The following is a 22034-nucleotide window of genomic DNA, read 5'->3' as shown; positions in this document are numbered from 1 at the left end:
TGCCTGTCAATTATTTATTAAAGTAGTCGATCTTATCCGAATCGGAATTGTTGGTAAGCTTTACCTCTCCCCCACTGAGCCCCGCAATGGTAGAAGTTATGGCTATGCTACCCTTTGTATTGCCAGGTCTTAATGTGCCCGTTAAGCCAAAAGATCGCCTGGCCTTAGGGCCAATCACCTGCGTTGTTCTTACCAGGTAGAAATCATCGTTCGATGTTCCATCAAAAGTCCAGCTTCCATTTTGCACAACCTTACCTCCAACAAAAGTTGAACTGGCATCAAAACTCAGGGCGATAAGCGGATCTTTGGTAATATAGACCGTAGCCAGTTCGCTGGTTGCGGTTGAATTCAGCTCAAACACATCCACCACGACCGTGAAGTTCGTCGTCCCATATTGTGTAGAGGGTAAAGCGCTGAGGAGAGGAATAAGATCAGGAGGCCCAACGGCTGTTACGGCAAATAGATTCCTATTCGTAAACGAATTAGACACAACGTGATTGGTGGTATTGACAGTACTACCCGAAGTAAGAATATACGGAGCGTTTGCAGCAGGTGAGTAAGCTAGTTGTAGGGATGCTTCATCATGACCATTGAGTTCAGTGGTTAGGTAGCTGATACCAGCTGTTCCAGAAAAGGTGATGGGAGCCCCAAACTGATACGCTCGATTAATGCTGCCGTTAGGGCTTCCTGCCAGGGGCGTACTACTCATCTGGATACTATTATTGGACAGAATCAGGTTAGCAGAGGGAGTAAGGGTAAGTCCTTCACTACTAAAGGTAGTCCCTGCCATAATAGTTAGGCCTTCGTTACCAATGGATAATTGGGCTGAAACCTGAACGGTCATCAGTAGGGCAAGAAGTATTAAATAGTACCTCATTGATTTAGTAAGTCTGGTTGAGTAGTTATCTCTTCTCCAAAGAGAAAATATAGATCAATTAATCGTTACCCCTCCACTAACATAGCCAGATATGGAATTAGCACTCGTAGTCGACAACGAAAATACCAATAGCAATCGAGTACCCGCTGTTACGGGAATGGCTAAGTCAGAAACAAGCCCGGTGCTGGTGGCATTAACAGCCGCCGTGCCCGTCAGTGCAGGGGCCAACGTCACAATGGCACCGGTAATCGGTACGAACGAGTTACCGGTCGACCGATATAACTGTGCTGTGATAGAAACCGAACCCGTTATAGCTACTGAGGCTATATTGCTAAAGAAACCTGAGATAGATGTAATTGTACCAGAACGGGGAATGGGAAACGCAAAATTAAGTAATGATCCTCCCCCACCAGAAAGGTCTATAGCGCCATTTAGAACAAAAACAGATGAAACAGAATGACCAAACCCAACTAAACTAACCACATTTAACGCGCCAGACTGTGACGTCATAGTAACCGGCCTTCCAGATGCGTAGGGAATTATAGTTCCTGAGGAAGAGCCGGATGCATCAGAAGCTGTTATCAGTCTTGTCCAACTTCCTCCCTTATAAACATAAAAGCCTACTGGTGCTGTGGTCTGATAAATAAGTAATCCTTCGGCAGGTGTAGGTACATTTCCGGTACTAGTCACTCTGGGAATTAGCAGGCCTTTTGAAGTTGACTTAATTTCTAGCTGAGCACTTGGATCTGGGGTTTGGGTACCAATACCCAACTGAGCCATGCTGTTCTCTGCAAGTAGAACTGTACTAAAAAGCAGACAAAAAAATAAAATTTTGCGCATAAATCATTCAATTAGTTACCATATGCTATCGTATAATAAATAGAAGCTATTTATTATACGATAGCATAAATGTAGTATCTAAATCTTATATATAGAAACATTTAATTAACGAGATTACCTTATTTGCTCAAATTTTTCTTTCTATAGTTCAATTAAACAGGTTAGTGTATAAAAAAAAACAGTATTTAAGCCAACTATTTAAATGGAAGGCAACAGATAAACCAATTCAATGTCCTTATAAAATCCATTTCTACACTTTCTTCAGTAGCGTAGCTTACATTTTGCCAATCAACTTTTGTATTCCTTTTCAGCCGACAGATGAAGGCTAGGGATCGTTTGCCTTGCTGGCTTCCTTTATGCCTGATGAGCTCATTCCTATGTGAATTGTTATATTTAACCCATTCAATTAAGTAAATTTGGTGGATGTTTTAGCGGGTTTACCAAATGGCAATACGGGTATCAATACGCTGGATAGCCTATTGACGTTTTCTAGTTGATGCGTGCCGTATGGTACATCTTTCCTCTTTAATCAAACATGAAATTCCTGTCCACATTTATTTTTACCCTGCTGAGCGTTGGCCTGGCTCACGCCCAGACCCAGAAACTCGACAGCTTAAATCGGCTTCTCAGCCAGACGACTACCGATACAGGCCGCATTAATATAAGCAACGAAAAAATTGTCCTATTCAATCAAATAAATATTGACTCAGCCATGAGCCTGGGCCTCAAAACGATTGAACAGGCCAAACGTATTCAGTACAAAAAAGGGGAAGCCAGGACCAGAATTCGCCTGGCCTATACCTACAGCGTTAAAGGTGACTTCGCAGCGGCTAAATCAACCTTGAAGCTAGCTGAAGCTATATGCCTCTCGACAAAGGACTCGGCTCAACTTAGCAAAGTATACGGCGCTTTCGGTACCACCTACGCCATACAGAGCAAGTACGACAGCTCGATCATTTTTCAGGAGAAAAGCAAAGCCATTGCCGAACGACTTGATGACAAAGCTCAGTTGATCATCGTCTATTCGAATCTGGGGATTTCCTACGACATGCAATCAAATCGTCCTCAGGCCCTACAATATCAGCAAAAATCACTAACCATCGCAGAATCAGTACATAACACTAAGCAACAGGCCTACGCCCTGGTTAACATCGCCAATATCTATACCGAAATGGGTGATCTGAAAGGATCTGAACAGGCTTACCAGAAAGGTATTCGGTTGGCTAAGCAGGAAAGCCTTACTAATGTCGAGCTATACGCCTACTCAAACCTGGTGAGTATTTACACGAAGATGCACGATACCCAGAAGGCGTATGAAATGGCCATTAAAGCCGCGACGCTGGCGAAAGAAATAGGAGATACCGGCATTCAGGCAACCGCTTTATCGCAGGCCGCCATCAATCTGGCCCTACAGAAAAAGTTTGATCAGGCTGAACCGCTGGTCAAACAAGCCATGACCATTGCCGATGCATCCCACCTGCCTCTCAATATTCATCAGGCCTACGCGGCTATGGGGAGCATTCTCAAACAGCAGGCTCGCTGCGCCGAAGCTATTCCTTTCTACGAGAAGAGTTTTGCCGTCCTGAAAGATGCCGATCTCTATAATGCCCAGACTGGGGATTCCTATCGAGACTTGTCGGCTTGTTACGAACAGGTAGGCAACTATCGCCGGGCACTAGCTACGTTCAAAACATCAGCCGCTATTTCCGATTCGGTGCGCGGAAAAGAGAATGTACAAAAAGCGACCGAGCTGACAATGACGTATAAATTCGATCAGCAACAACAGGCCGCTCAGGCCGAACAGCTAAAACAGAATGCGTTAGCCCAGGCCCGTCAACTGGCTTTGCTGGCGGGTATGGGCTTGATGTTGGTGCTGGCCGCAGTTAGCTTCTATGCGTATCGCACGAAGCAAAAAGCGAATGCTTTACTTCAGGAACAGAAAGAAGTACTCCAGTTACAGAAAGAAGAATTGCTGCGACAAAAAGAAGAACTTCAACAGCAAAAAGAAGAACTCCAGCATACGCTTACTAAACTCCAGACCACACAAACCCAGCTTATCCAATCCGAGAAAATGGCCTCCCTGGGCGAACTAACAGCTGGCATCGCGCATGAAATTCAGAATCCACTCAATTTCGTAAACAATTTCTCCGCAATTTCGACAGACCTTCTCAATGAAATAAAGGAAGAACGCAAAAAGAAAGAGGAACGGGATGAAGAGCTGGAAGAAGAAATTCTGGGGGATTTAACGGGTAATTTAGCCAAGATCAATCACCACGGTGGCCGGGCTGCCAGTATTGTCAAAAGCATGCTGGAGCACTCCCGGACCAGCACAGGAGAGAAACAATTGGTTGACCTGAATGCCCTTACGGATGAGTATTTTCGGTTAGCCTTCCACGGGTTGAAAGCGAAGAATCCAGATTTTAGCTGTGACCTTGTCACAGATTTTGATCTTTCTCTGACTAAATACGAGGTGATTCCTCAGGAGTTAGGACGGGTACTGTTGAATTTATTCAACAATGCCTTTTATGCAGTCCGGCAAAAACAACAGACTGGTGTGGCCGACTACCAACCCAGGGTAACGTTGAGCACTGCGCAACGAGGAAAGCAAGTCGAAATTCGGGTTCGCGACAATGGCACGGGTATTCCTCAACCGGTACTATCGAAAATCTTCCAGCCTTTTTTTACGACTAAACCAACAGGGCAGGGTACGGGCCTGGGCTTGTCATTAAGCTATGATATTATTACCAAAGGGCACAGCGGTACGCTGACAGCTACCACCCAACCTGGTGAGTTTGCGGAGTTTGTTATTACCTTACCACTTGCTTAGTTCGTTTCCAGGCATCTGCTGCTCACTTATCCCTCAAAAATCCACACTCATCTGTTTCATTCTGGCTCTCATCGCCTTTTAGTTTCTGGCTTACTGATCTAGTGGCAACTTTGGTTCATCAAACGAAACAAATAAACACTTACTAAAAAAAGCCATGAAAAAAGTACTTATGTTGATGCTGGGACTAGCCGCTGGTACCGCATCGTTCGCCAATCCATCAACTCCTCAAACTTCAGCCGCACAAACCCATTTGGTAATGACGCCCGAGCATAAAATCAGGCTCTATGTTCAACCCCTTCAAGCCACGGGCCAGCTTGCCATCTGGAATACCAACGGTCAGGCCATCTACACCCAGCATGTAGCCCTTCAGAAAGGATTGAGTCAACAATTCGACTTCTCGAACTTAGGCACGGGAACGTATCGACTGACACTGACAACAGGCAGCGAAACCCTCACCAAGACGTTTGTTGTACAGGCCGACCCGAATACGAGCTTTATGGTTCAGTAACCCCTAAGGTTCAGAGCATGACGTTCAAGGAGGAATAAGTAAAAAATAGAAGTATATAGTAGCTAAGTGAGTGCTTTCTCAACAATAGTTAGCTGTTCAATTTCACATTTAAACTAGTAGATTAATGAAAAAAGTAAGCCTTTTCCTGTTCATTTTCCTTCTGGGCATTTGCGCCAGGGGCTTTTCTCAAACCGCTACGCCACCAACCGACTTTTTCGCCGGGAAATGGGAAATCATTATAAAAGGAACCCCCGATGGTGACGCAAAAATGACTACCGAACTGGTCAGAAAAGACGGAAAACTAACTGGTGAACTAAAAGATCCAACAGGTACGAGACCCGCCACCCCAATTACTAAAATCGAGGAAGACGCAGGAAAAAAACTAACAATTCACTTCAATACGGAACAGGCCGGAGAGATTGATCTTGCCTTGGAGAAAGTGGACGATGATAATTTGAAAGGCATGCTGATGAGTATGCTGGAATCGACAGCCGTGCGCGTTAAATAATAACGAGCCAGCACAAGCGGGCCAATTGTTCAGAACCCGTCGGTTGATGATTTACCTGAGGAAGACCATTCTACTCAGAATAAATCATCGACCGACGGGTTCCGTACATAGCGTTTAGTTAAACACCAGGGAATCAGTATCTATTACATTTGCGGTGAAGGTGTGTATGGCACGGTCTATGTCCCAATCAGTTTACGCATTACTTACTGCCGAAATCGCTTCCTTGCGGTATTGAGCGGGCGCAACTCCCATTTCACGGCGAAACATTTTCATGAAATAGGTCAGGTTATTGAACCCACATTCAAGGCTAACATCGTTTAAGCAGCGATTGGTTGTTCGTAATAATCGAGAAGCCAGGGTAATACGTTGCCGATTGATGTAGTCGACCGGTGTCATGCCGAATGTCTGTTTGAACGTACGGTAGAAGTTCGGTTCACTCATACAGGCTTCGTCGGCCAGTTCCCGGATCTGTATGTTACGGCTGATATGTTTGTTAATATACTGAGCGACGTGCGCCAGCCGATTCACATTCGCGAAGGCCGTTTCCGGGCTTAGCAGCAGCGTACGCGCCTGCGTTTGCATCAGTCGGACAACTAATTCCTGCAAAACAAGATTGGCAAATACGTCTTTAGCTTCATTGTTTTCCGTGAAGATATAAATCAGGCGGGCAATGAGTTGTTGGATCGGTATGTCGTTGGTCAGGAAGAAGTTATGCTGCCCAAACTGCCAGCCCTCTGCGTTGTCGATCAGGGGCGCCCGATCATTTAACAGATCGGTTATCTGAAGTACTTTATCAGGCGCAATTACTAATCCCAAACATTGGGTTGGATTTTGGCTCTCGGCTTCCGGGAAATCAATTTGCATCGTTTCATCACGGGATACAATCATCGATTCGCCCGGTAAAAAATCAAACGAGGGTTTACCGGTACCGGGTAAACACATCACCTTCCTGCCCCGAATCATGCTAGCTAATACGGGTGTGTTAAACGTGATCTCGACTTTTTCGGCAACGTGCTGCGTTTCGTAGATCGTCAACTCGGCCGTATCGATCGTATAAGCTGTCCGGTTTTCGACTTCCTGTTCCAGACATCTGGTGTTCAAATGGCGGGAAATGTCAAATGGCGCTATCTGTACACTTTTCATGGAATAAAGTTTATTAACCTGATTCACAAATAATTATAGATCAGGTCCAGTATGTAATGTAAACAATTCCGGCTGTTTTCTCATTCATAATGTCCTAACTTTTATTGTTGGTCAAGCGATTCATTAGCCAGAATGTAGCAGGAAACTGCTTCTGATTCACATACCATAGACCCTAAATAAGCGAATGGGTTGTACACAACCAGATACTATTTCCATATTGATTTGGCCGTGTACATGGCAAGCTCCTTCACCTCAATGGCCGTACCCCAAACCTTAAGGCTTTCGGTGTTACCCGATACCGGCTTTCTTTCCAGGGAATACGAGTAAGCACCTCCGTCAATAAACACTTCGATGGAAGTCCGGTCAACGTAAATGTCGGCGGTAAGCTCCATACTGGTCATGTTCTCGGGCGAGTAGAATACCCCATTGATCCGGTTGCCGTTCATATCATATTCCAGCAGCCGCTGCCCGAACAGCGACAATCCCGCACTGGTAGCATGCGACAGTTTTAGCGTGGTCCTGACCCGAAATCGATCTAACTGGTTAAACGCTTTCAGTTTCTCGTTGGCATCCGTTGCGCTCAATGACGTCCCCTGCTGCACTTTCTCGAATAATTGCTCCGTTTCTTTAACCGGTACACTACTCAGCCGCAGGCCATTTCCGGTCGTACGAAGCTGTAATTCAGTCGGCAGTAACATCATGTTGTTAAACGGCATGCCGGGTTGCTGCACCCGACCCCAGCCAATTTGAATACGCCGGGGATCATTTGGGGGCATATTGGCAAAGGTTTGTGCTGCATAGATGGTGCCGGTAACGTAGTAGTGTTTGCCCGATTCGGGCGTAAACGTTTTCCCATCGAAGGAACCGATCATATACGTAGCGGACGCACCATACATGACCCATTTAGTTTTCGTGGTATCGCCGTCGATGGGTAATTCGAACAAGTCAGGGCATTCCCAGAATCCGGTAACGTGACTTTCATACGTCCACGCCTTCATGTTTTTGGAGGTGTAGATCGAATGCCCATCCCGTTCGTTCAGGACCATTACCCAATGATTACCAGGGGCATACCAGAACACACGTGGATCGCGGGTGTCCTTGCTGTTCCATTTTGCTTTCGAATCGATCAGTGGATTTTTGGCATATTTCGTCCAGGTGCGCCCTTTGTCCAGACTATAGGCCATGCACTGAATCTGTTTTTCCGGAGTATCCACTGTATAAAAAGCCACCATCGCCGGTACGTTCCCCTGATTAAAACCGGCTGTATTAGCATAGTCGATCACGGTGGAGCCCGAAAACATTGTGCCCAGACTATCGGGAGACAAAGCCGTTGGCAGCTCCTCCCAATGGATCATATCGCGGCTTACCGCATGGCCCCATGACATGTTTTCCCATTCCCGCTCATAAGGATTGTGCTGGTAAAAAAGATGGTATTCACCGGCATAATAGATCATGCCATTGGGGTCGTTGATCCAGCCCCGGCGGGTCGAAAAATGGTATTGTGGCCGGTTCTTTTCCCGGTACAGCGAATCCTGACCCGCCATGTTGTCGGCCTGATAGATTTTTGTCAATCCCTCCCGATTGCCATCATACCGAATAGTAATGGTTTTCCCCTGGAGAGCCGCCATATCGCAAAACACCCAGTAATCGGGTTTAGCCGCCAGCCTTATTTTGAAGGCCCGTTCCGGTTTATCCTTCACCATAAACTGCATCATTCCCCTGTTTTGCGCTTGCGACACAGGCAGGTTAAGATATCGTTTGGTGACGGTAATAGACAGGTCTTGTGCCTGAAGGGAGCAACTGCTGCAGCCGATCAACACGATTAGGGCTATGCGTTGTAAAGCTGATTTCATCCTGTTGTCGTGATTAGCACTGATCGATACGCTACTGATACGTTCCAATCAACGTAGTAACCGATTTCGGTTCCAACTGAATACGGTTTGTGGAAACGATGGATTTACTCAACGTTTTGGCACCGGTCGTTACGTAACTGACGAAGCGATCATTCCTGACTTTCAAACCGCTGAGCGGAATATCGGTAGCAGTAGGCGTCATGTTGATACAAACCAGCACGATCTGCTTACGACCAGGATCTTTGTAGGCAGAAACCATGCACTGACCAGCTTCTGCTACCGGGTTGCTGCTGGCGCCAATGCGAACAGCGACCCGCTTCATGTCTGGCCGGATAAACCGGGCATAATTGCCGAATGCCCAAAGTTGTTTCGAGTCAACGACCTGTCCATCCTGCCGGGCGTTGTCATGCTGTTTATAGGCGCCATCGGGTCCATTGATGTATACAAGTCCATCACTGTAATTGTACGGATTGATCGCCAGCCACCATTGCCAGGACGTAACGTTAGCCACCGTCAGGTCATTGTGAATTACTTTGGCCACGTACAGCCCATAGTCCATGTCGGTATGGCGGGGGTTGCCGTTGTATTGCCCGCAGATGTCGCCCAAAACCCCAAACTCACTTTGCCAGAGCTGCGGATTCCCAACCGATCTGGCCCGTTGAGCCACTTGTTGACGCACAGTTACCAAGGTAGAATCCCGGCAGGTGGTGAAGTAGCTGTGGTACGCCCAGATGGGTTCAACGTTGGGCAACTGGGCTAACGAACCGGGTTGCTTCGGGGCAAAAAAGTAATTCAGTTGATCTCCTCTCCCACTTTCCGCTTTGCCATACAAAAAATCAAGTTGGCCCGCTTCCCCCATCACTACCGTCGTTTTGGCTTTGCCGGCGGCAAGTTTTGTCGATAACGCGTTGGTTACCGCCATAATATCGGTGTTTTCGGCGGGTGTCCCCTCCTGACCGGCTTTCCCTTTTTTATCCGCTGTCCAGTCCCACTGTGGTTCGTTAATGGGGCTTAGGTAATCGAACTTGAAGTGATTCGCTACGTTCGCCAGAAAATCGGCGAAGGGCTCCAACGCGCCCGGCTTCAGATTGATTGCTTTACCCCCCGGCGAAAACGCTTTGCCGTTGCGGGTCATCTGTACGGGCGGTGAGTTGGTGAACCCCAGCGTATAGCGAACGCCCCGCTGCCGGGCTGCCTGCAAAAACCATTGACTTCCAGCCTGTTTGTTCCAGTCATAGCGACCATCGGGCGTTAGAAAGCACTCCTCCCGGCGCCATTCATCCCGGATGGCACTGCTATCTTTCTGTTCATAACTACCCGCGCCGATGTTCACGCGCCATAGCGATAACCCAATGCCTTTAGGTTGCCCATTGGCCAATGTATCCAGGCTAAACAACAGATCGGCGATCTGATTCTTTTTGCGTTCGTCCTGCCACATGCCAATAAACTTCGCCGACCAGCAGTCGGATGCGCCAAAGCTATGAATGGTCTGGAATTCCTCCTGTAGGTTGACTGTCACCGGCTGGGCAAGTGGCCGAACCGGTCCAGGGAACGTAGCGTGATGACTCGCGCTGGTCAGCAGACTAAGATTGAGGAAGGCAGTTAAGGATAGAAATTTCATCGCAAAAAGAGTGAAGTAATTAGGTCTTTTCTAAAGGATTCTTGGGGCCGCCCGCGCAGTTGATTCCATAGCGCTGATAATCAGCAACAATAGAATCTAATTTAGTAGAATCTGCCGCACGGGCGGGTCCGGGAATCTATAGAGACTGAATTTTTGGCGAAGCGCAGTCGCTCAAACCTCTGACAACTGTTGCTTAACGACCGCTATACCACGGGTTATTTCGGCATCAAAATCCGTCCAGTTACATTCCAGCGATAGGCCACCCTGATACTTTATCTGTTTTAACGCGCGCAAATAAGGCCTGAAATCATCCCCTTTCACACCCGGCGCGGTCCGGCTTTGTTTTTCCGCCATGTGACAATGCACAATGTGTTCACCATACTTTACGATCTCTTCGGGTTTTTCGTCATCCTTGAGCATGTGGTAGATGTCGCATTGCAACCGAAACCAGGGATTGTTGACCGCCCGAATGATTTCGACGCCTTCGGCCAGGCTATTGATGAAATTCGTTTCGCTCCGGTTCAGCGGTTCCACCGCCAACGTAACGCCGTGCTTTTCGGCCAAGGGAGCCATCTTCTGACAGAGCGCGATATGCTGCGCTTTGGCTGTAGCCCGGTCGAACCCATCGGGAATGGCCCGCGAGCCACCACTACCGAATACGATATTCTTCGAGCCACACTCCTTCGCACGTTTGAGCGCCAGGTCGGCCCGCTGTAGAATAGCCTCGTGGTGAAGGTCTGGCCCCACGGATTTTAGCTTGCCCGGAAAAAAGTATATGTAGGATCGAACCGGAAAGTTTTCGGTCTTCAGAGCCGACTGATTTTTTTCGTATTGTCCATCCCCGCCCGCATCCGGGATCAGAAAACGACCGACACTTTCCTCGACAAATGAATACCCCAGTTTTTTCAATAAATCGGCTTTGTCATACGTAGTACAAACGCCCAATGGCAGGGTCAATCCGGCAGTAGGTGCCTCAAGGATAGCAGCTTGGGCCAGTCCATTTGCTACGGTCATTCCGGCCAGAACACCGGTGGTTTGCTTTATAAAGTTTCTTCTTGAGGTATGATTTTCGAATGGATTCATGGGGCTACGACCAACTACAGGAAGTTGTATGAAGACAAAAGAGATAAGGCGTCTAAACTTACCGCTGTACATCCCAATTTCGGCCACGCCGGGCTGATCCAGCCAGTAAATAGCCGAGGCCTAATCTGCGTCTACTCCTGTAGTGGCAAATCCCTTGACATGGCTGTATTATTTTAGTCTTCGATAACGGCTAACTGGAGTTTAGCGAAACCTTAAATCCACATTGCGCCCGCCGACGTATATGATTATGGAGGTTTTGGCTAAGAAGGAGAATGGTGTACGCAAGCGATATTTCGCCAGACGATCATCAATCTTCCATCAGCGTAACCGGTAGAGTAGACTATTCTTTCGTATGATAGTTTGTTCGTTTGTTTTCTTCTAAGTACATTGGTGAATATATACACAACGTTCACATGAAAGCGCTACTAATTCTTCCCATAACAGCCCTGTTGCTCATAGTCTTCTATGCAGAGCGGGATTTGCTTAGCCGCTATCAGGTTTCTACTACCATGGCTGTACTGCTGCTCTTATTAGTCGATGCACTAGTACTGTGGTTTTCTCTGGTGGGTATCAAACTGGCCGTCTGGGCAGCCCATCGGCTCTTGAATCGCGCTGAGGTAGACGTTATGGCTGAGTCTGTTTCGAAGGAGGAGTATCAGGAGGTCTAACATGAAGTCAGGGGGAATGGGCAGCCACTTTCCTATCTATTTGCCTTAAACAGTGATGGTCTTCGGCCTAAGCAATTGGCGAATGGCCGCTAAATTTGAAAACATCACTAAAGGCACCAGACAGGCGGGTAACAAGGCAAATGGGAAATAGCCAATACCTAGATTAGGCTGCTCAAAGCCAAATTGCTGAAATCGTACTGGCAAGGCCATTATAGCCGTGATCACCACATTTAGTAGCAAGGCAAGACAGGCTACATTCCAGGCAACCAGTACGGATTTACCAAGTTTATTTTTTACAAAGCCAACGTAGTAAATCAGTGGCGCTGACAGTCCGGATAGTATATCAACGTTTCTACCCTCAAACGTCATGGCTTCTGGAATTGATTTATGAACAAACAACCAGAATAACACGAGTTCAACCGGTATTCTGATTACGTGAAAAATAGTTAATGTTTTAATGTCCAGGCTATCAATAAATAGTTTGCCTTGCGCAGTAAAAAAGCGCGATACCAAAAAGATAAACGGCGGTAAAAGCAGTAATGGAAATCGCGAGGACATTGATGCCGGATCATTGTAAAATCCTATACTACTGAGCACCGACTGAAGTACTATCCAGGCACTGATTGTGACTAAAAATAACCTTGAATAATTAGTGGCCCTATAGAATAACCAAACGGCAGCTACAACAGTAGCGGTAAAGGTTAAATAGACATAGGCAGGTAAATTTTCCATTCTATTTTCAGTTTGCTCGTTGTTGAATTTCGTCAATAACCAAGACGCTCGAAGCGTTGCCCCTGCTTGTCCTGGTTAGAAAATGACTTGCTATTTTTCGATTCAATTGTCGATGTAAAGGAACCAGCAACTCAACTAAAAGCACTTATCAAATGGCAAGAAATGAGTGTTATCTTATCTTTTTGAAAACTCTTTTCGTAGCCTGCTTAACGAGGTATCCGTAATGCCGAGATAGGAAGCAATGTGCTTTAGTTGCGCGTATTGAAAGATTTCCGGGTTAGACTTAATCAAATCTTTATACCGCTCTTCAGCACGCTTGGTAATTAATGCGAGTGTTCTCTGCTTAAATTCAACAAATCCCCTCACCAACATTAATCGGCCAAATTCCCGAAATTCGGGAATGGAATGAAAGAGCTCATTTAATTTTTCGAAGGTTATCGTAAAACCTTTACAAACGGTAACTGCCTGAATATTTTCTGCGGAATTAGCATGCGTAAAAAAAGAGGCTGCCTCGAACACCATTCTATTTTTAGGATAGAAGTACGTAGTAACTTCGTTTCCTTCTGTATCAAAACTAAAGGCGCGCATTAAGCCTTCGGTTAGAAACAAATAATCGGTACTGACTTTGCCTTCTTTAAGAAAGAAGTCATTTTTGGCAAACTCGCAGGGTTCAAAATATTCGGCAATAGTTTCGACTATTTGTCGGGAGGCAGGCGAATTATGCTGAATGTAATTTCGTAGTGGTTCTTTATCCATTTTCTGGTCGCTTATGGTCTATATATCGTTAGATGTTACCTGTCAATAGTTTTCCGGTTAGGGTTTGACATAATCAGCGGTAATCTACTTTTGACAAGCCAAATAAGACATTTAAATAGAACGCATCCGTAAGTCTGACGGTGGCGCGGCTAATGGTTAATAGAACGGCGCTTACTCAGCGCCGTATCAACGAAATGGAAAGTTAATTACCAGGATTCGTCTGCTCATTGGATCAAAGGTTTCCGTCATCGTACATGTTTTGGAAAATTAAGTGTAAATAAACTCATTCATAAGCTATTAAGTATAACCCACGACCGAGAACGTATTGACCTGACGTAAAATATCAACCCAGTCATTTAGGGCCATTTTACACTACTGGTGCTGATAGAAACAGGTCCCTACCAGCTATGGAGAATAGCAACCTTTTATCCAAAAATACCTCCGCTCCGTTTTTTTGCCTGTCTTTTAAGGGTTACAATTGACCATCCTCAAACCCTTAACTAGTTACGTTGATGAGCCCATTAGTCCTCTTTATTCTCCTGTCGATCAGTCTGGGACCTGCGAATCCCCAACCCCGCAAAAAAAATCGACCTACTGAACTGGCTCACTACCAGACGGGTGTATATCTGGCTGCTCAGGGCACTAAACTGCGGGTGAACATAGACAAACAACTCGGCGGGTCGGTGTCTATTCAATTCGTTGACAAGCGGGGTAATGTATATTTTGATAAAACGCTTGAGCCCTCCGAGACAATGGCCCGGATTAGTATGGACATAACCGATTTGGCAGATGGATATTATTCACTTAAGATATCCAACGGGCTTGAGATGGAAGTACGTACCATCAGCATTACCACACCCAGGCCAACAACGGTTAGCCGATCGATAACGGTTCTGTAGGGCAATAGTCAGTAAGCAGTTTCAAGCTATCTCTCAAACGGGGTGCCAGGTTCACATAATTAATCTAATTTCCATGTTTTTGGTGATATCCTTGATCTGCTGACAGAATCTCGAAACGGGCCTGTTCATAGTTACGGGATGTCTGGCAATTCACTACGTCCAGATCAAGATTGCACACCGCTTCTGCCGGAATCTCCCGCACGTATGGGGCATTGTCGAATATTTTCCACAACCGACATAGCCTTCCGGCCCACCAGCTTTGGTCGGTACGTGTACGTACCAGTTATGAATAGTTTGAGTTATAGCGCTTAGGTAGGCTCCTTGAATGTGCCAGATTAAGAAGTTCAGTGGTTACATAAAATTGTTTTCACTTAATGCTGAGCTTGGTTGTTGGTTTAGGTAAATCAAGAACCCCAACAGCGAACGGGAGCAAACGGATTTAACACGTCAGGTATTTGATCCATTTAGGAGCAGCAGGGTCCGTTGTCTTATAAAATGTTCCGTTTTCTCATAAAATGAACCGTTGGGTTGACCCTTCATTGCTGAGGGTAAGTTACGTTAATGATTTTACGGGGTCCGCAGACATCCCTTTTGTTGCCACTTGGTCGTCTGGTGCCTCGAAAAGGGATCGCTACGGTTATTCAGGCGCTGGTCTTGCTCCATCAAAAGCATACGATAACCGCTCAATTATTGATCGTGGGTGGGGACTCTTCGAAGCTACGGACCTGTTGGTTCCTAAGCTGGCAAATATGGATTAAATCGATAGCGTCAGCCACTACTGCCGCATCATTGAATAGACTGGAGCTTCCGTCAGGAACGCTCCGAAACTTACTATGTTATGAGCGTTATCAAACCGGCTCTTCAACACCCGGAGCGAATTGCTTACTTCGCGGGAGCTAATAATTATTGCTGGATTCATTTTCGGGATGGCGAAAAAAAGTTGCTGGCCAAACCTATCAGCTACCTGGAAAGCCAGCTGCCCGATTTTATCCGGGTCCATAAAACTGTGTTGCTGAATCCAGCCTATGTAAAAAGTCTGGATCATCCCCCCCGTAATAAAATGGCGGGCAAAGTCCATTTAGACAGTGGCGAGGTCTTTCCGGTCAGTCGTCGTCGCTGGCCTCAGGTGATAAAATCCTTTAGTTGTCTGCCAGACAATACGTTTGCGGAAGAAACGGATTATTCCCTGTACGCGCCTGATTCTCCGCAGGCCGTCCAGCCGTCTGATCTGCTAGCGTTTTCCATCTTTTTCATTACGGATGAAAAAGAGAAAGCCTTGATGACGAAAGAAATTATCAGAGAAAAGTGGTCAGCTTGTCAAGTGTATACGAACCAGCAGAGTACGCATCTTCCCGAGCTCTTGAAGACGCTCCCAGAACAGGAATATCCAACATTGATTCTAATGGACGCCCGAACGAAAACGATGGAACGATTATATACGCTTCGGCACCTCAAAGAGGATAGCCATCTCAGCCGAATTCCGGTTATTTTGTTGGTTTCGCCAACTGACCAACTGATTATTGACGGCTATCAGCATCAGGCCAATTCCGTTATTTCGATGCCAACAGAATACAGATTTTTCAAGCAAATGATTGAACGCATTTGCCAGTTCTGGCTGCATATCGTCACCTTGCCCGGTATGGGTCAGTAACGAAACAGCTTGCGTTACCGTGAAGAATAGTATCTGCTAAATAGAAAACTGAACAGGAGGAAGTGTAACCGTATCAATCCAATAGGTACGCAACTCCTTGAAGTACGTAAGCCAGTCGGCATAATCAGTAGGTTTCACCAGATACGAGGCAACACCCCGAATGTAAGCGTCAACGATATCGGTACGATCATCGGATGAACTCAGCATAACCACCGGAACCCGATTACAGGATGGAGACATGGTTTTAATTTGCTCCAGCAAATGCCATCCATCTTCCCGGGAAGGCAGGTACAAATCCTGAAAAATCAATTTTGGCAGTTCCCATTCCTGTGTGCTCCACTCATTGAGTAGCTCCAGGGCTTCCTCTGAATTATCGACAAAAACCGCAGTTACTTCCGGAATACATTGTTGCAGAGCACTTTTCATCAGCACCGAATGATCAGCACTGTCCTCTATGACCAAGACCTTAACCTGTTTAACATTATAGCGAAGCCGGTTATGCGTAGTTTCTATTGGCATACATTTACTTAATAGGGGTATGCTAAATTAAGCATAATCTATCAATTAAATAGTCTATTTTCCCTAAAAGAATAAAATTAACTACTAGCAGTTGTCAAGCCCGTATTTTTGTGATAATCTAGCCCATTTCCCGACATCGGCCACCCGATCGAAAACTAATCTAGTTGAGGTTTTACGCAGATAACGTAATGCCAGCTTTTGGGAGGCCTTTGACCCCTAAATCCTCTGAAGGGGACTTTATCTAAGCACCAGCAAAGTCCCCTTCAGGGGATTTAGGGGTCAGAAGGGAGATGGTTAAACATCCCTGTTATTGTAACGTACTGATTTCCTGACGCTGGCGGGCTCGAATGGCCTGGCATATGAACTGGTTCTCGTTTCTCCAATCAGCCAGTTCCTGGAGTTGCTGCTGGATCAGCTTGCTTTGATCACTGAAAAGAAATGCCTGGACACGTAATTGCTTTATTTCCTGCTGGTGTTTGTTTTCCATATCGCTCCGGATGTGGTCTTCGGTTGCTGACTGGTTTTGCTATTTGAGCCTATGCTGGTGGCGCAAGCGAAGCTGCTTTTCAGCCCGCTCGTTTTTAGACACCAAGTTTAATAATATGGCTATACGTTGAAATGAAAAACCAGACCTGTTTCCGCTTCTTCAATTAGCTGTTCTGATTAGTATAATCAAGTAACTCTTCTTTGGAGAAGAACAGGTTTATCCAACCTATCGTCTGTAAATTCTAACAAGAGAATACCGAAAGTTTAAGAGTACGGGCCTAACGAACAGGTAGCTGTCAATGGCAGGAAAGTATGGCGCCAGGAGCCGATTGAAGAGTCCATTTTCTCACTAAACGCGGTTTTCCATGCTGTTCTTTTTGCACCCCAGGTTAAGTTCGTAAAGCCAGCAAACTCATGATAAACGCTACGTCCCACTATGCTCTATTGCTCCTGACTTTCCTTTTGTTTCAGGGATGCGGTGGCAACAATACCTCGTCGAATGTTCAATCGCCGGGTGTCGAAAAAACGACAAAGACGAAGGCACTGGAAGCCGGAGCGGATTTACTTCAGCAGAAAACACCCTTGGTAAAACTGAACATGTATCTGGATGGGTTTCATTTTTACAACGGTGATCCTACCATGCAGATGGAAGCGCATCACTACTGCACCCCCATCAATGAGGATTTGACCCAGTGCGTTATTTACGATGGCAATGGGGAGAATGCCAAAATCATGGGGGTTGAGTACATTGTCTCCGAAAAGCTATTTAAAACACTGCCCGCAGAGGAAAAGAAGCTCTGGCATAGCCATGTTTATGAAGTGAAGTCGGGAGAATTGATTGCTCCTGGCATTCCCGACGTAGCGGAACATGAACTGATGGAAAAATTAGTCTCTACTTACGGCAAGACTTTTCATACCTGGCATACGGACCAGGATTTAACCCTGCCCACGGGCCATCCATTAGTAATGATGGGCTTCACCAAAGACGGCATGCTTGATCCAAAACTGGTGGCTGACCGGGATAAACGATTCAACATTTCCAGCGAGGAAAAAAAGAAAAAGCGGGCCGACATCCCGACTCCGATCATACAACCCGATGCCAATGCCTGGCAACAGGGTGACATTCGACAATTGAAAATCGACAAGACCGCTCAGACCGGCCATGGTCATGCTTCACCGATGCGGCACTAGCGGAACGGCTTAGGGTCGTGCTGTCGCTGCAACACCTGATGGGCGTCTCCACCGATTCCCACAGACTGAATACATTGAGGCCGTAATAACCAGCCTTTTTCGCCGTTCGGCTGTTGTGCTGACGCATCCAGTTGGCCAGCTCGGCAATTTAGTAGTTGCCCCACATCCAGGTTGGCCAACTACGAAATTGCCGAGCTGTACGTCCAGAACATCGGCTGGCGTATCAGCATCGTGTGTTCCATGCGAAGCCTCGCCCAGCCATACGTAGTAGGCATCGCCAATACGTTCCAACAGCGGTTCTAAGTCCGCGTCAGCACCGAGAATCATAAGCCTGTATTGACGTTCTGGATTGACTAACCATAAGGTCATTCGGCAGGAAAAGTCAGAAAACCGCTACACCATGGGTTTGCCACCCGTTACGCCATAAATCATCCCGGTAATATAACTCGCTTCCTGCGAGGCTAGCAAGACATAAACGGGCGCCAGCTCAACCGGTTGAGCCGCCCGTTTGAGGTAACTTTCGTCTCCGAATTTCTTGAACTGTTCAGGAGGCATTGTCGACGGAATCAGGGGCGTCCATACCGGGCCGGGCGCTACAGCGTTGACCCGAATTCCACTTTCCATAGCCTCTTCGGCCAGTGCTTTGGTGAAGTTAGCGATCGCGGCTTTGGTCGCGGCATAGGCCAGCAATTGGGATTTGGGTTGATAAGCCTGAATCGATGTCGTATTAATGATCGAACTACCGGGCTTCATCTGTGGCATGGCGGCTTTGCACAAATAAAACATTGAAAAGACGTTGGTGCGGAATGTCTGCTCAAACTCATCGGAAGGCATCTCGGTGATTTTCTGATGCGTCCTCTGAAACGCGGCATTGTTGACCAGAATATCCAACTGGCCCCATTCGTCAATGGCCTGCTGAACCAGTTGCTGACAATGTGTTTCGTCCTGAATATCCCCTTTTATGGCCAGCGCCTTGCAGCCCGACTCTTCTACCAACCGTACCGTTTCCTGCGCGTCCTTTTCTTCTTTAAGATAGGAAATCAATACGTCGGCTCCTTCGCGGGCAAATGCCAGAGCTACAGCCCGGCCAATACCACTATCAGCTCCCGTAATCAGCGCTTTACGGCCCGTTAACTTGCCACTGCCCTTGTAGGACTGTTCGCCATAATCGGGCTTGGGGTTCATCTGCGCGTCCTGACCGGGAGGATCTATCGGTTGTTGCTGATCGTAGGGGGGCGCCGGGTACTGCTGGCGCGGGTCCTGAAGTTGAGTAAGGTCTGTTGATACCATGTTTACTGATTTAGTTTTGCACTCAGGAAGATAACTAATCAGCTTAACCAGGTACGTTACGCAGTAGGCTAATGAATCGGCATGGCAATTAGGCAATGGCCCGGTTAGTTGCCCCTCGAACGTATCAGAACGCGAACGGCAACTTTATTCATCCTCGATCTGGCTTAGTCGGAGCCTGTTTTTTTGACGGCTTGCTTTTATCTGTTTGAACATCCGACGGTTAATATCAAGCAATGCCTTGCACTGCCTGCCCAAACGAGTTTTTATAAATTCATCGGAGTAAGTAGCCAGTAACGTCTTTCTCATTTCCAGCATCGAGATCATTTTCCCGAGATACGTAAGCATATCATCATAGTAGGCCTCCAATTGCATATACCAACTTTTCAGTTGCTGATCGCAAAGCCTGTTGGGTGGTAGCGGCTGGCTGGACAGGAGCAGTTGCCACTGCCGTTGTAAAGCCCGGATATGCACCTGGATCGGCTGGCCGTCAAAGGCATCAATGGGCACAGTCAGGCGGTCCGCTCCATCGACAACGGTGGCTTCCTGCAGCACCCAGTCATCCGCTACTAATTGGGTCAATTGCTCGAATGCCGACTCATGATCGCTAACCCAGAATCCAACATCAGTACATGAAATCCCGTCGTTAACTCCATTGACAAATAGTATCATCTCGACGACTTACCCAAATTGATTTTGTTACACTTACCGAGTGCGAAAGCAGGACTGAGCGTTTTACAATGCCTGAAGTCCCATCGGATTTATCAGCAAATCCCAGCAATTGTCCTGAGTCGGTCTGCTGATTCCGACGATATGGGAGACATATTTAACTACTCCGGCAATTCATATATCGTCAAACCCGCGAAGCCTAAAGAATGGCTCGAAGCATTCCCGTTGCCCCAGACGTAGTGAAAATAACTACCTGTCAGTCAGTGTTTTGACTCGCCTACTTACCAGAGGCCAGGTACTACACTGGCTGGTTTAAGGACCATCCGGGTCGTGGAAGATTCCATGGCCACTTTATTCAACGCGGTGTAAATCAACTTGACAGCTTCTTCAATTCGTTGCCAGCCTTCTTCACTCCGCAGATCGATACCAACCACAGGCCGGTCGTTTTGAGCCTGAATCGTCAGGTACGACAAAGCACTCAGAATGACCGCCGAGGCTGCCAGGTGATCACCGCCTTCCACAAAAGGCAGTTGCTCAACCAGGCTGGTAAGTTCACTATCCAGATTTTTACTGATTGTCTCGGCTCTGGGGTCCTTCTCTTTCACGGTAGCTTTGAGTAGCTGACGAGCTGGACGGGACGCCCGAAACTGACGAAAGAGTTTCAGCACCTGAGTTGACCAGATGGTGGCCAGATCCTGTGGATGAACGGGCTGTATCTGTTCCAGCAGGGCAGACGTGAGGTGTGGTACCAGCCGTCCCAGCCGCACATAATATTCCAGTAAGCCTTCGATGCCCCCGAAGTAGCGATAAATGAGTACTTTACTCACGTTAGCTTTTTCAGCAATGGTCCCGACACCAACGCCTTCAAGCCCATCGGTACTAAGAATTTGCTCCAAAGCGTCCACGATGCGCCGGGTCGTAGCGGCTCGATTGCGTTGATTTGTGTCCATCTGTGTGTCAGCAGGTTAGCATAGGGTTTTTAAAGCCAGCAAGTAACTACCTTTTTACGTAGCAACCTCCCTGATCAACTCTGTAAGTGGCTAACTAGTGGATTAGAAAAACTAAGCCTGAGGAGCAGGTCTTAGTGAGAAAACGGTCCACACAATACCTTTTAATGGCATTTCAATTAAGCAAGTCAGGCGACTCTGCTACCGGTTGCTTCCTAATGAGGGCAGCGCAGTCCCCACAATTCATCAAGCTAATTCCTTCCTGATTTACAACGGGTTAAACGTTAAAAGCTGCTAGGCCGTAGTAGGCCCCTTCCGGGAGATGTTCCATTGCCAACCCGTTACGTAGAAATGATATCCGTATTAGCAGACCGTAGGCTTACTTGTAACCTGACAGATAAACCATCAACCGAATCCGGCGTTTACATAGCAGGGTAGATCGATGACCAATTGGCTATTACAGGATCTATATCTACCCGATCGAGCGGATGGATTGGGCTTACTGGCTGATATTCATCAGTTATTGAGTGGTCATCAGCAGATTCCAACGCTGGTCATGAGTTCATCGGCTGCCCCTGCGGACGTTCAGCAGGCTTACCGAGCCCATACCAGCTATTATCTGGTTAAACCCTTGGAGCTGAGCCAGTGGCTTAATCTATGCCGGAGTCAGTATCAATTCTTGCGGGATCAGGATGTACTGCCCATTTATCCAGTCCCCGGACGCCCTTCAAGCTAAAGCGGTAGTTAACCCAGTATATTTTTCACAACCGACGGATCACCTGAATGACAGTAGTAACTTTTCAACTTATGCATTGCAAAAACGGATCTTGCAGGTTTTAAAAGGCTAAATGCTTCAGTAGAAATACGTGAGGGCTATTTTTTAACGGTCTCTGGCCGCAGACAACCAGATATGGTTAAAATGGGCCAGAGGCCCTTGAACTAATAGCCCTCACAGGTACGCCAGTCCGG

The 22034-nt window shown here is 46.9% G+C and carries 23 protein-coding genes; 9 read left to right on the top strand and 14 right to left on the bottom strand.

All coding sequences use genetic code 11. The features are described from left to right. Positions 1-10 precede the first annotated feature (10 nt). Together BM202_RS08415 and BM202_RS08410 are read right to left on the bottom strand one after the other, a co-directional pair. Positions 11-844 carry a hypothetical protein gene (locus BM202_RS08415; protein WP_093824872.1) on the bottom strand — a complete coding sequence of 278 codons (834 nt, stop codon included), beginning with the start codon at positions 842-844 and terminating at the stop codon, positions 11-13. 87 nt (positions 845-931) lie between these two features. Beyond that, on the bottom strand, positions 932-1717 hold the full coding sequence (locus BM202_RS08410) for an exosporium glycoprotein BclB-related protein (protein WP_093824870.1): 786 nt from the start codon (positions 1715-1717) through the stop codon (positions 932-934). A 535-nt stretch (positions 1718-2252) separates the two neighbouring features. Between BM202_RS08410 and BM202_RS08405 the strand changes: the two genes are divergently transcribed. The 3 genes from BM202_RS08405 to BM202_RS08395 all read left to right on the top strand — a co-directional run bounded on the left by BM202_RS08405 (position 2253) and on the right by BM202_RS08395 (position 5560). Beyond that, complete coding sequence (locus BM202_RS08405; protein ID WP_093824868.1) at positions 2253-4544, top strand: tetratricopeptide repeat-containing sensor histidine kinase; 2292 nt, start codon at positions 2253-2255, stop codon at positions 4542-4544. Between the two features lie 154 nt (positions 4545-4698). Then, positions 4699-5052: a T9SS type A sorting domain-containing protein gene (locus BM202_RS08400; RefSeq protein ID WP_093824866.1), complete on the top strand. Its 354-nt coding sequence runs from the start codon at positions 4699-4701 to the stop codon at positions 5050-5052. Positions 5053-5176: 124 nt separating this feature from the next. After that, on the top strand, positions 5177-5560 hold the full coding sequence (locus BM202_RS08395) for a hypothetical protein (protein WP_093824864.1): 384 nt from the start codon (positions 5177-5179) through the stop codon (positions 5558-5560). Positions 5561-5752: 192 nt separating this feature from the next. On the opposite strand, the gene BM202_RS08390 is transcribed toward BM202_RS08395, so the two are convergent. The 4 genes from BM202_RS08390 to BM202_RS08375 form a co-directional block, all read right to left on the bottom strand. Continuing rightward, a complete protein-coding gene (locus BM202_RS08390; protein ID WP_093824862.1) occupies positions 5753-6703 on the bottom strand; it encodes an AraC family transcriptional regulator in 951 nt (316 codons plus the stop codon). 206 nt (positions 6704-6909) lie between these two features. Then, positions 6910-8556, bottom strand: a complete 1647-nt coding sequence (locus BM202_RS08385; protein WP_093824860.1) for a glycoside hydrolase family 32 protein — start codon at positions 8554-8556, stop codon at positions 6910-6912. Positions 8557-8587: 31 nt separating this feature from the next. After that, positions 8588-10177, bottom strand: a complete 1590-nt coding sequence (locus BM202_RS08380) for a glycoside hydrolase (RefSeq protein WP_093824858.1) — start codon at positions 10175-10177, stop codon at positions 8588-8590. A 171-nt stretch (positions 10178-10348) separates the two neighbouring features. Further along, the gene (locus BM202_RS08375) at positions 10349-11260 is read right to left on the bottom strand and encodes a sugar phosphate isomerase/epimerase family protein (protein ID WP_093824856.1); all 912 of its coding nucleotides are present in this window, start codon (positions 11258-11260) and stop codon (positions 10349-10351) included. Between the two features lie 413 nt (positions 11261-11673). Here BM202_RS08375 and BM202_RS08370 point away from each other — a divergent pair, with 413 nt between their 5' ends. Further along, entirely contained in the window at positions 11674-11928 is a 255-nt protein-coding gene (locus tag BM202_RS08370; protein WP_093824854.1) for a hypothetical protein, read from the top strand. Positions 11929-11973: 45 nt separating this feature from the next. On the opposite strand, the gene BM202_RS08365 is transcribed toward BM202_RS08370, so the two are convergent. Both BM202_RS08365 and BM202_RS08360 read right to left on the bottom strand, forming a co-directional pair. Next, positions 11974-12696 (bottom strand): hypothetical protein, encoded by a 723-nt coding sequence (locus BM202_RS08365; protein WP_245776570.1) that lies wholly within the window; start codon positions 12694-12696, stop codon positions 11974-11976. Between the two features lie 138 nt (positions 12697-12834). Continuing rightward, entirely contained in the window at positions 12835-13416 is a 582-nt protein-coding gene (locus BM202_RS08360) for a Crp/Fnr family transcriptional regulator (protein ID WP_093824850.1), read from the bottom strand. Positions 13417-13928: 512 nt separating this feature from the next. Here BM202_RS08360 and BM202_RS08355 point away from each other — a divergent pair. Beyond that, on the top strand, positions 13929-14315 hold the full coding sequence (locus BM202_RS08355; RefSeq protein ID WP_093824848.1) for a hypothetical protein: 387 nt from the start codon (positions 13929-13931) through the stop codon (positions 14313-14315). A gap of 838 nt (positions 14316-15153) precedes the next feature. Beyond that, positions 15154-15966, top strand: coding sequence for a response regulator transcription factor (locus BM202_RS08345; RefSeq protein WP_093824845.1), 813 nt, complete (start codon positions 15154-15156; stop codon positions 15964-15966). A 36-nt stretch (positions 15967-16002) separates the two neighbouring features. Here the strand turns inward: BM202_RS08345 and BM202_RS08340 are convergent, their stop codons facing one another. Then, complete coding sequence (locus BM202_RS08340) at positions 16003-16485, bottom strand: response regulator (protein WP_093824843.1); 483 nt, start codon at positions 16483-16485, stop codon at positions 16003-16005. A gap of 307 nt (positions 16486-16792) precedes the next feature. Next, positions 16793-16972: a hypothetical protein gene (locus BM202_RS08335; RefSeq protein ID WP_093824841.1), complete on the bottom strand. Its 180-nt coding sequence runs from the start codon at positions 16970-16972 to the stop codon at positions 16793-16795. A 413-nt stretch (positions 16973-17385) separates the two neighbouring features. On the opposite strand from BM202_RS08335, the gene BM202_RS08330 reads away from it, so the two are divergent. Beyond that, complete coding sequence (locus tag BM202_RS08330) at positions 17386-18162, top strand: OBAP family protein (protein WP_093824839.1); 777 nt, start codon at positions 17386-17388, stop codon at positions 18160-18162. A gap of 9 nt (positions 18163-18171) precedes the next feature. Here BM202_RS08330 and BM202_RS08325 read toward each other — a convergent pair whose 3' ends face one another. The 3 genes from BM202_RS08325 to BM202_RS08315 form a co-directional block, all read right to left on the bottom strand. Beyond that, the gene (locus BM202_RS08325; RefSeq protein ID WP_143100661.1) at positions 18172-18531 is read right to left on the bottom strand and encodes a hypothetical protein; all 360 of its coding nucleotides are present in this window, start codon (positions 18529-18531) and stop codon (positions 18172-18174) included. A gap of 24 nt (positions 18532-18555) precedes the next feature. Beyond that, on the bottom strand, positions 18556-19452 hold the full coding sequence (locus BM202_RS08320; protein WP_093824835.1) for an SDR family oxidoreductase: 897 nt from the start codon (positions 19450-19452) through the stop codon (positions 18556-18558). Positions 19453-19596: 144 nt separating this feature from the next. Continuing rightward, on the bottom strand, positions 19597-20121 hold the full coding sequence (locus BM202_RS08315) for a hypothetical protein (protein WP_093824833.1): 525 nt from the start codon (positions 20119-20121) through the stop codon (positions 19597-19599). Positions 20122-20145: 24 nt separating this feature from the next. On the opposite strand from BM202_RS08315, the gene BM202_RS36610 reads away from it, so the two are divergent. Continuing rightward, positions 20146-20358 carry a response regulator gene (locus BM202_RS36610; RefSeq protein WP_177236536.1) on the top strand — a complete coding sequence of 71 codons (213 nt, stop codon included), beginning with the start codon at positions 20146-20148 and terminating at the stop codon, positions 20356-20358. A 41-nt stretch (positions 20359-20399) separates the two neighbouring features. Here BM202_RS36610 and BM202_RS08310 read toward each other — a convergent pair whose 3' ends face one another. Continuing rightward, positions 20400-21068, bottom strand: coding sequence for a TetR/AcrR family transcriptional regulator (locus tag BM202_RS08310; RefSeq protein ID WP_093824831.1), 669 nt, complete (start codon positions 21066-21068; stop codon positions 20400-20402). 439 nt (positions 21069-21507) lie between these two features. On the opposite strand from BM202_RS08310, the gene BM202_RS08305 reads away from it, so the two are divergent. Continuing rightward, complete coding sequence (locus BM202_RS08305) at positions 21508-21801, top strand: response regulator (RefSeq protein ID WP_093824828.1); 294 nt, start codon at positions 21508-21510, stop codon at positions 21799-21801. Positions 21802-22034: the final 233 nt, after the last annotated feature.

The organism is Spirosoma endophyticum, from assembly GCF_900112365.1.
Lineage (GTDB): Bacteria > Bacteroidota > Bacteroidia > Cytophagales > Spirosomataceae > Spirosoma > Spirosoma endophyticum.
The sequence above is the reverse complement of the archived record's forward strand: the minus strand, read 5'-3'. Positions and strand labels throughout refer to the sequence as shown.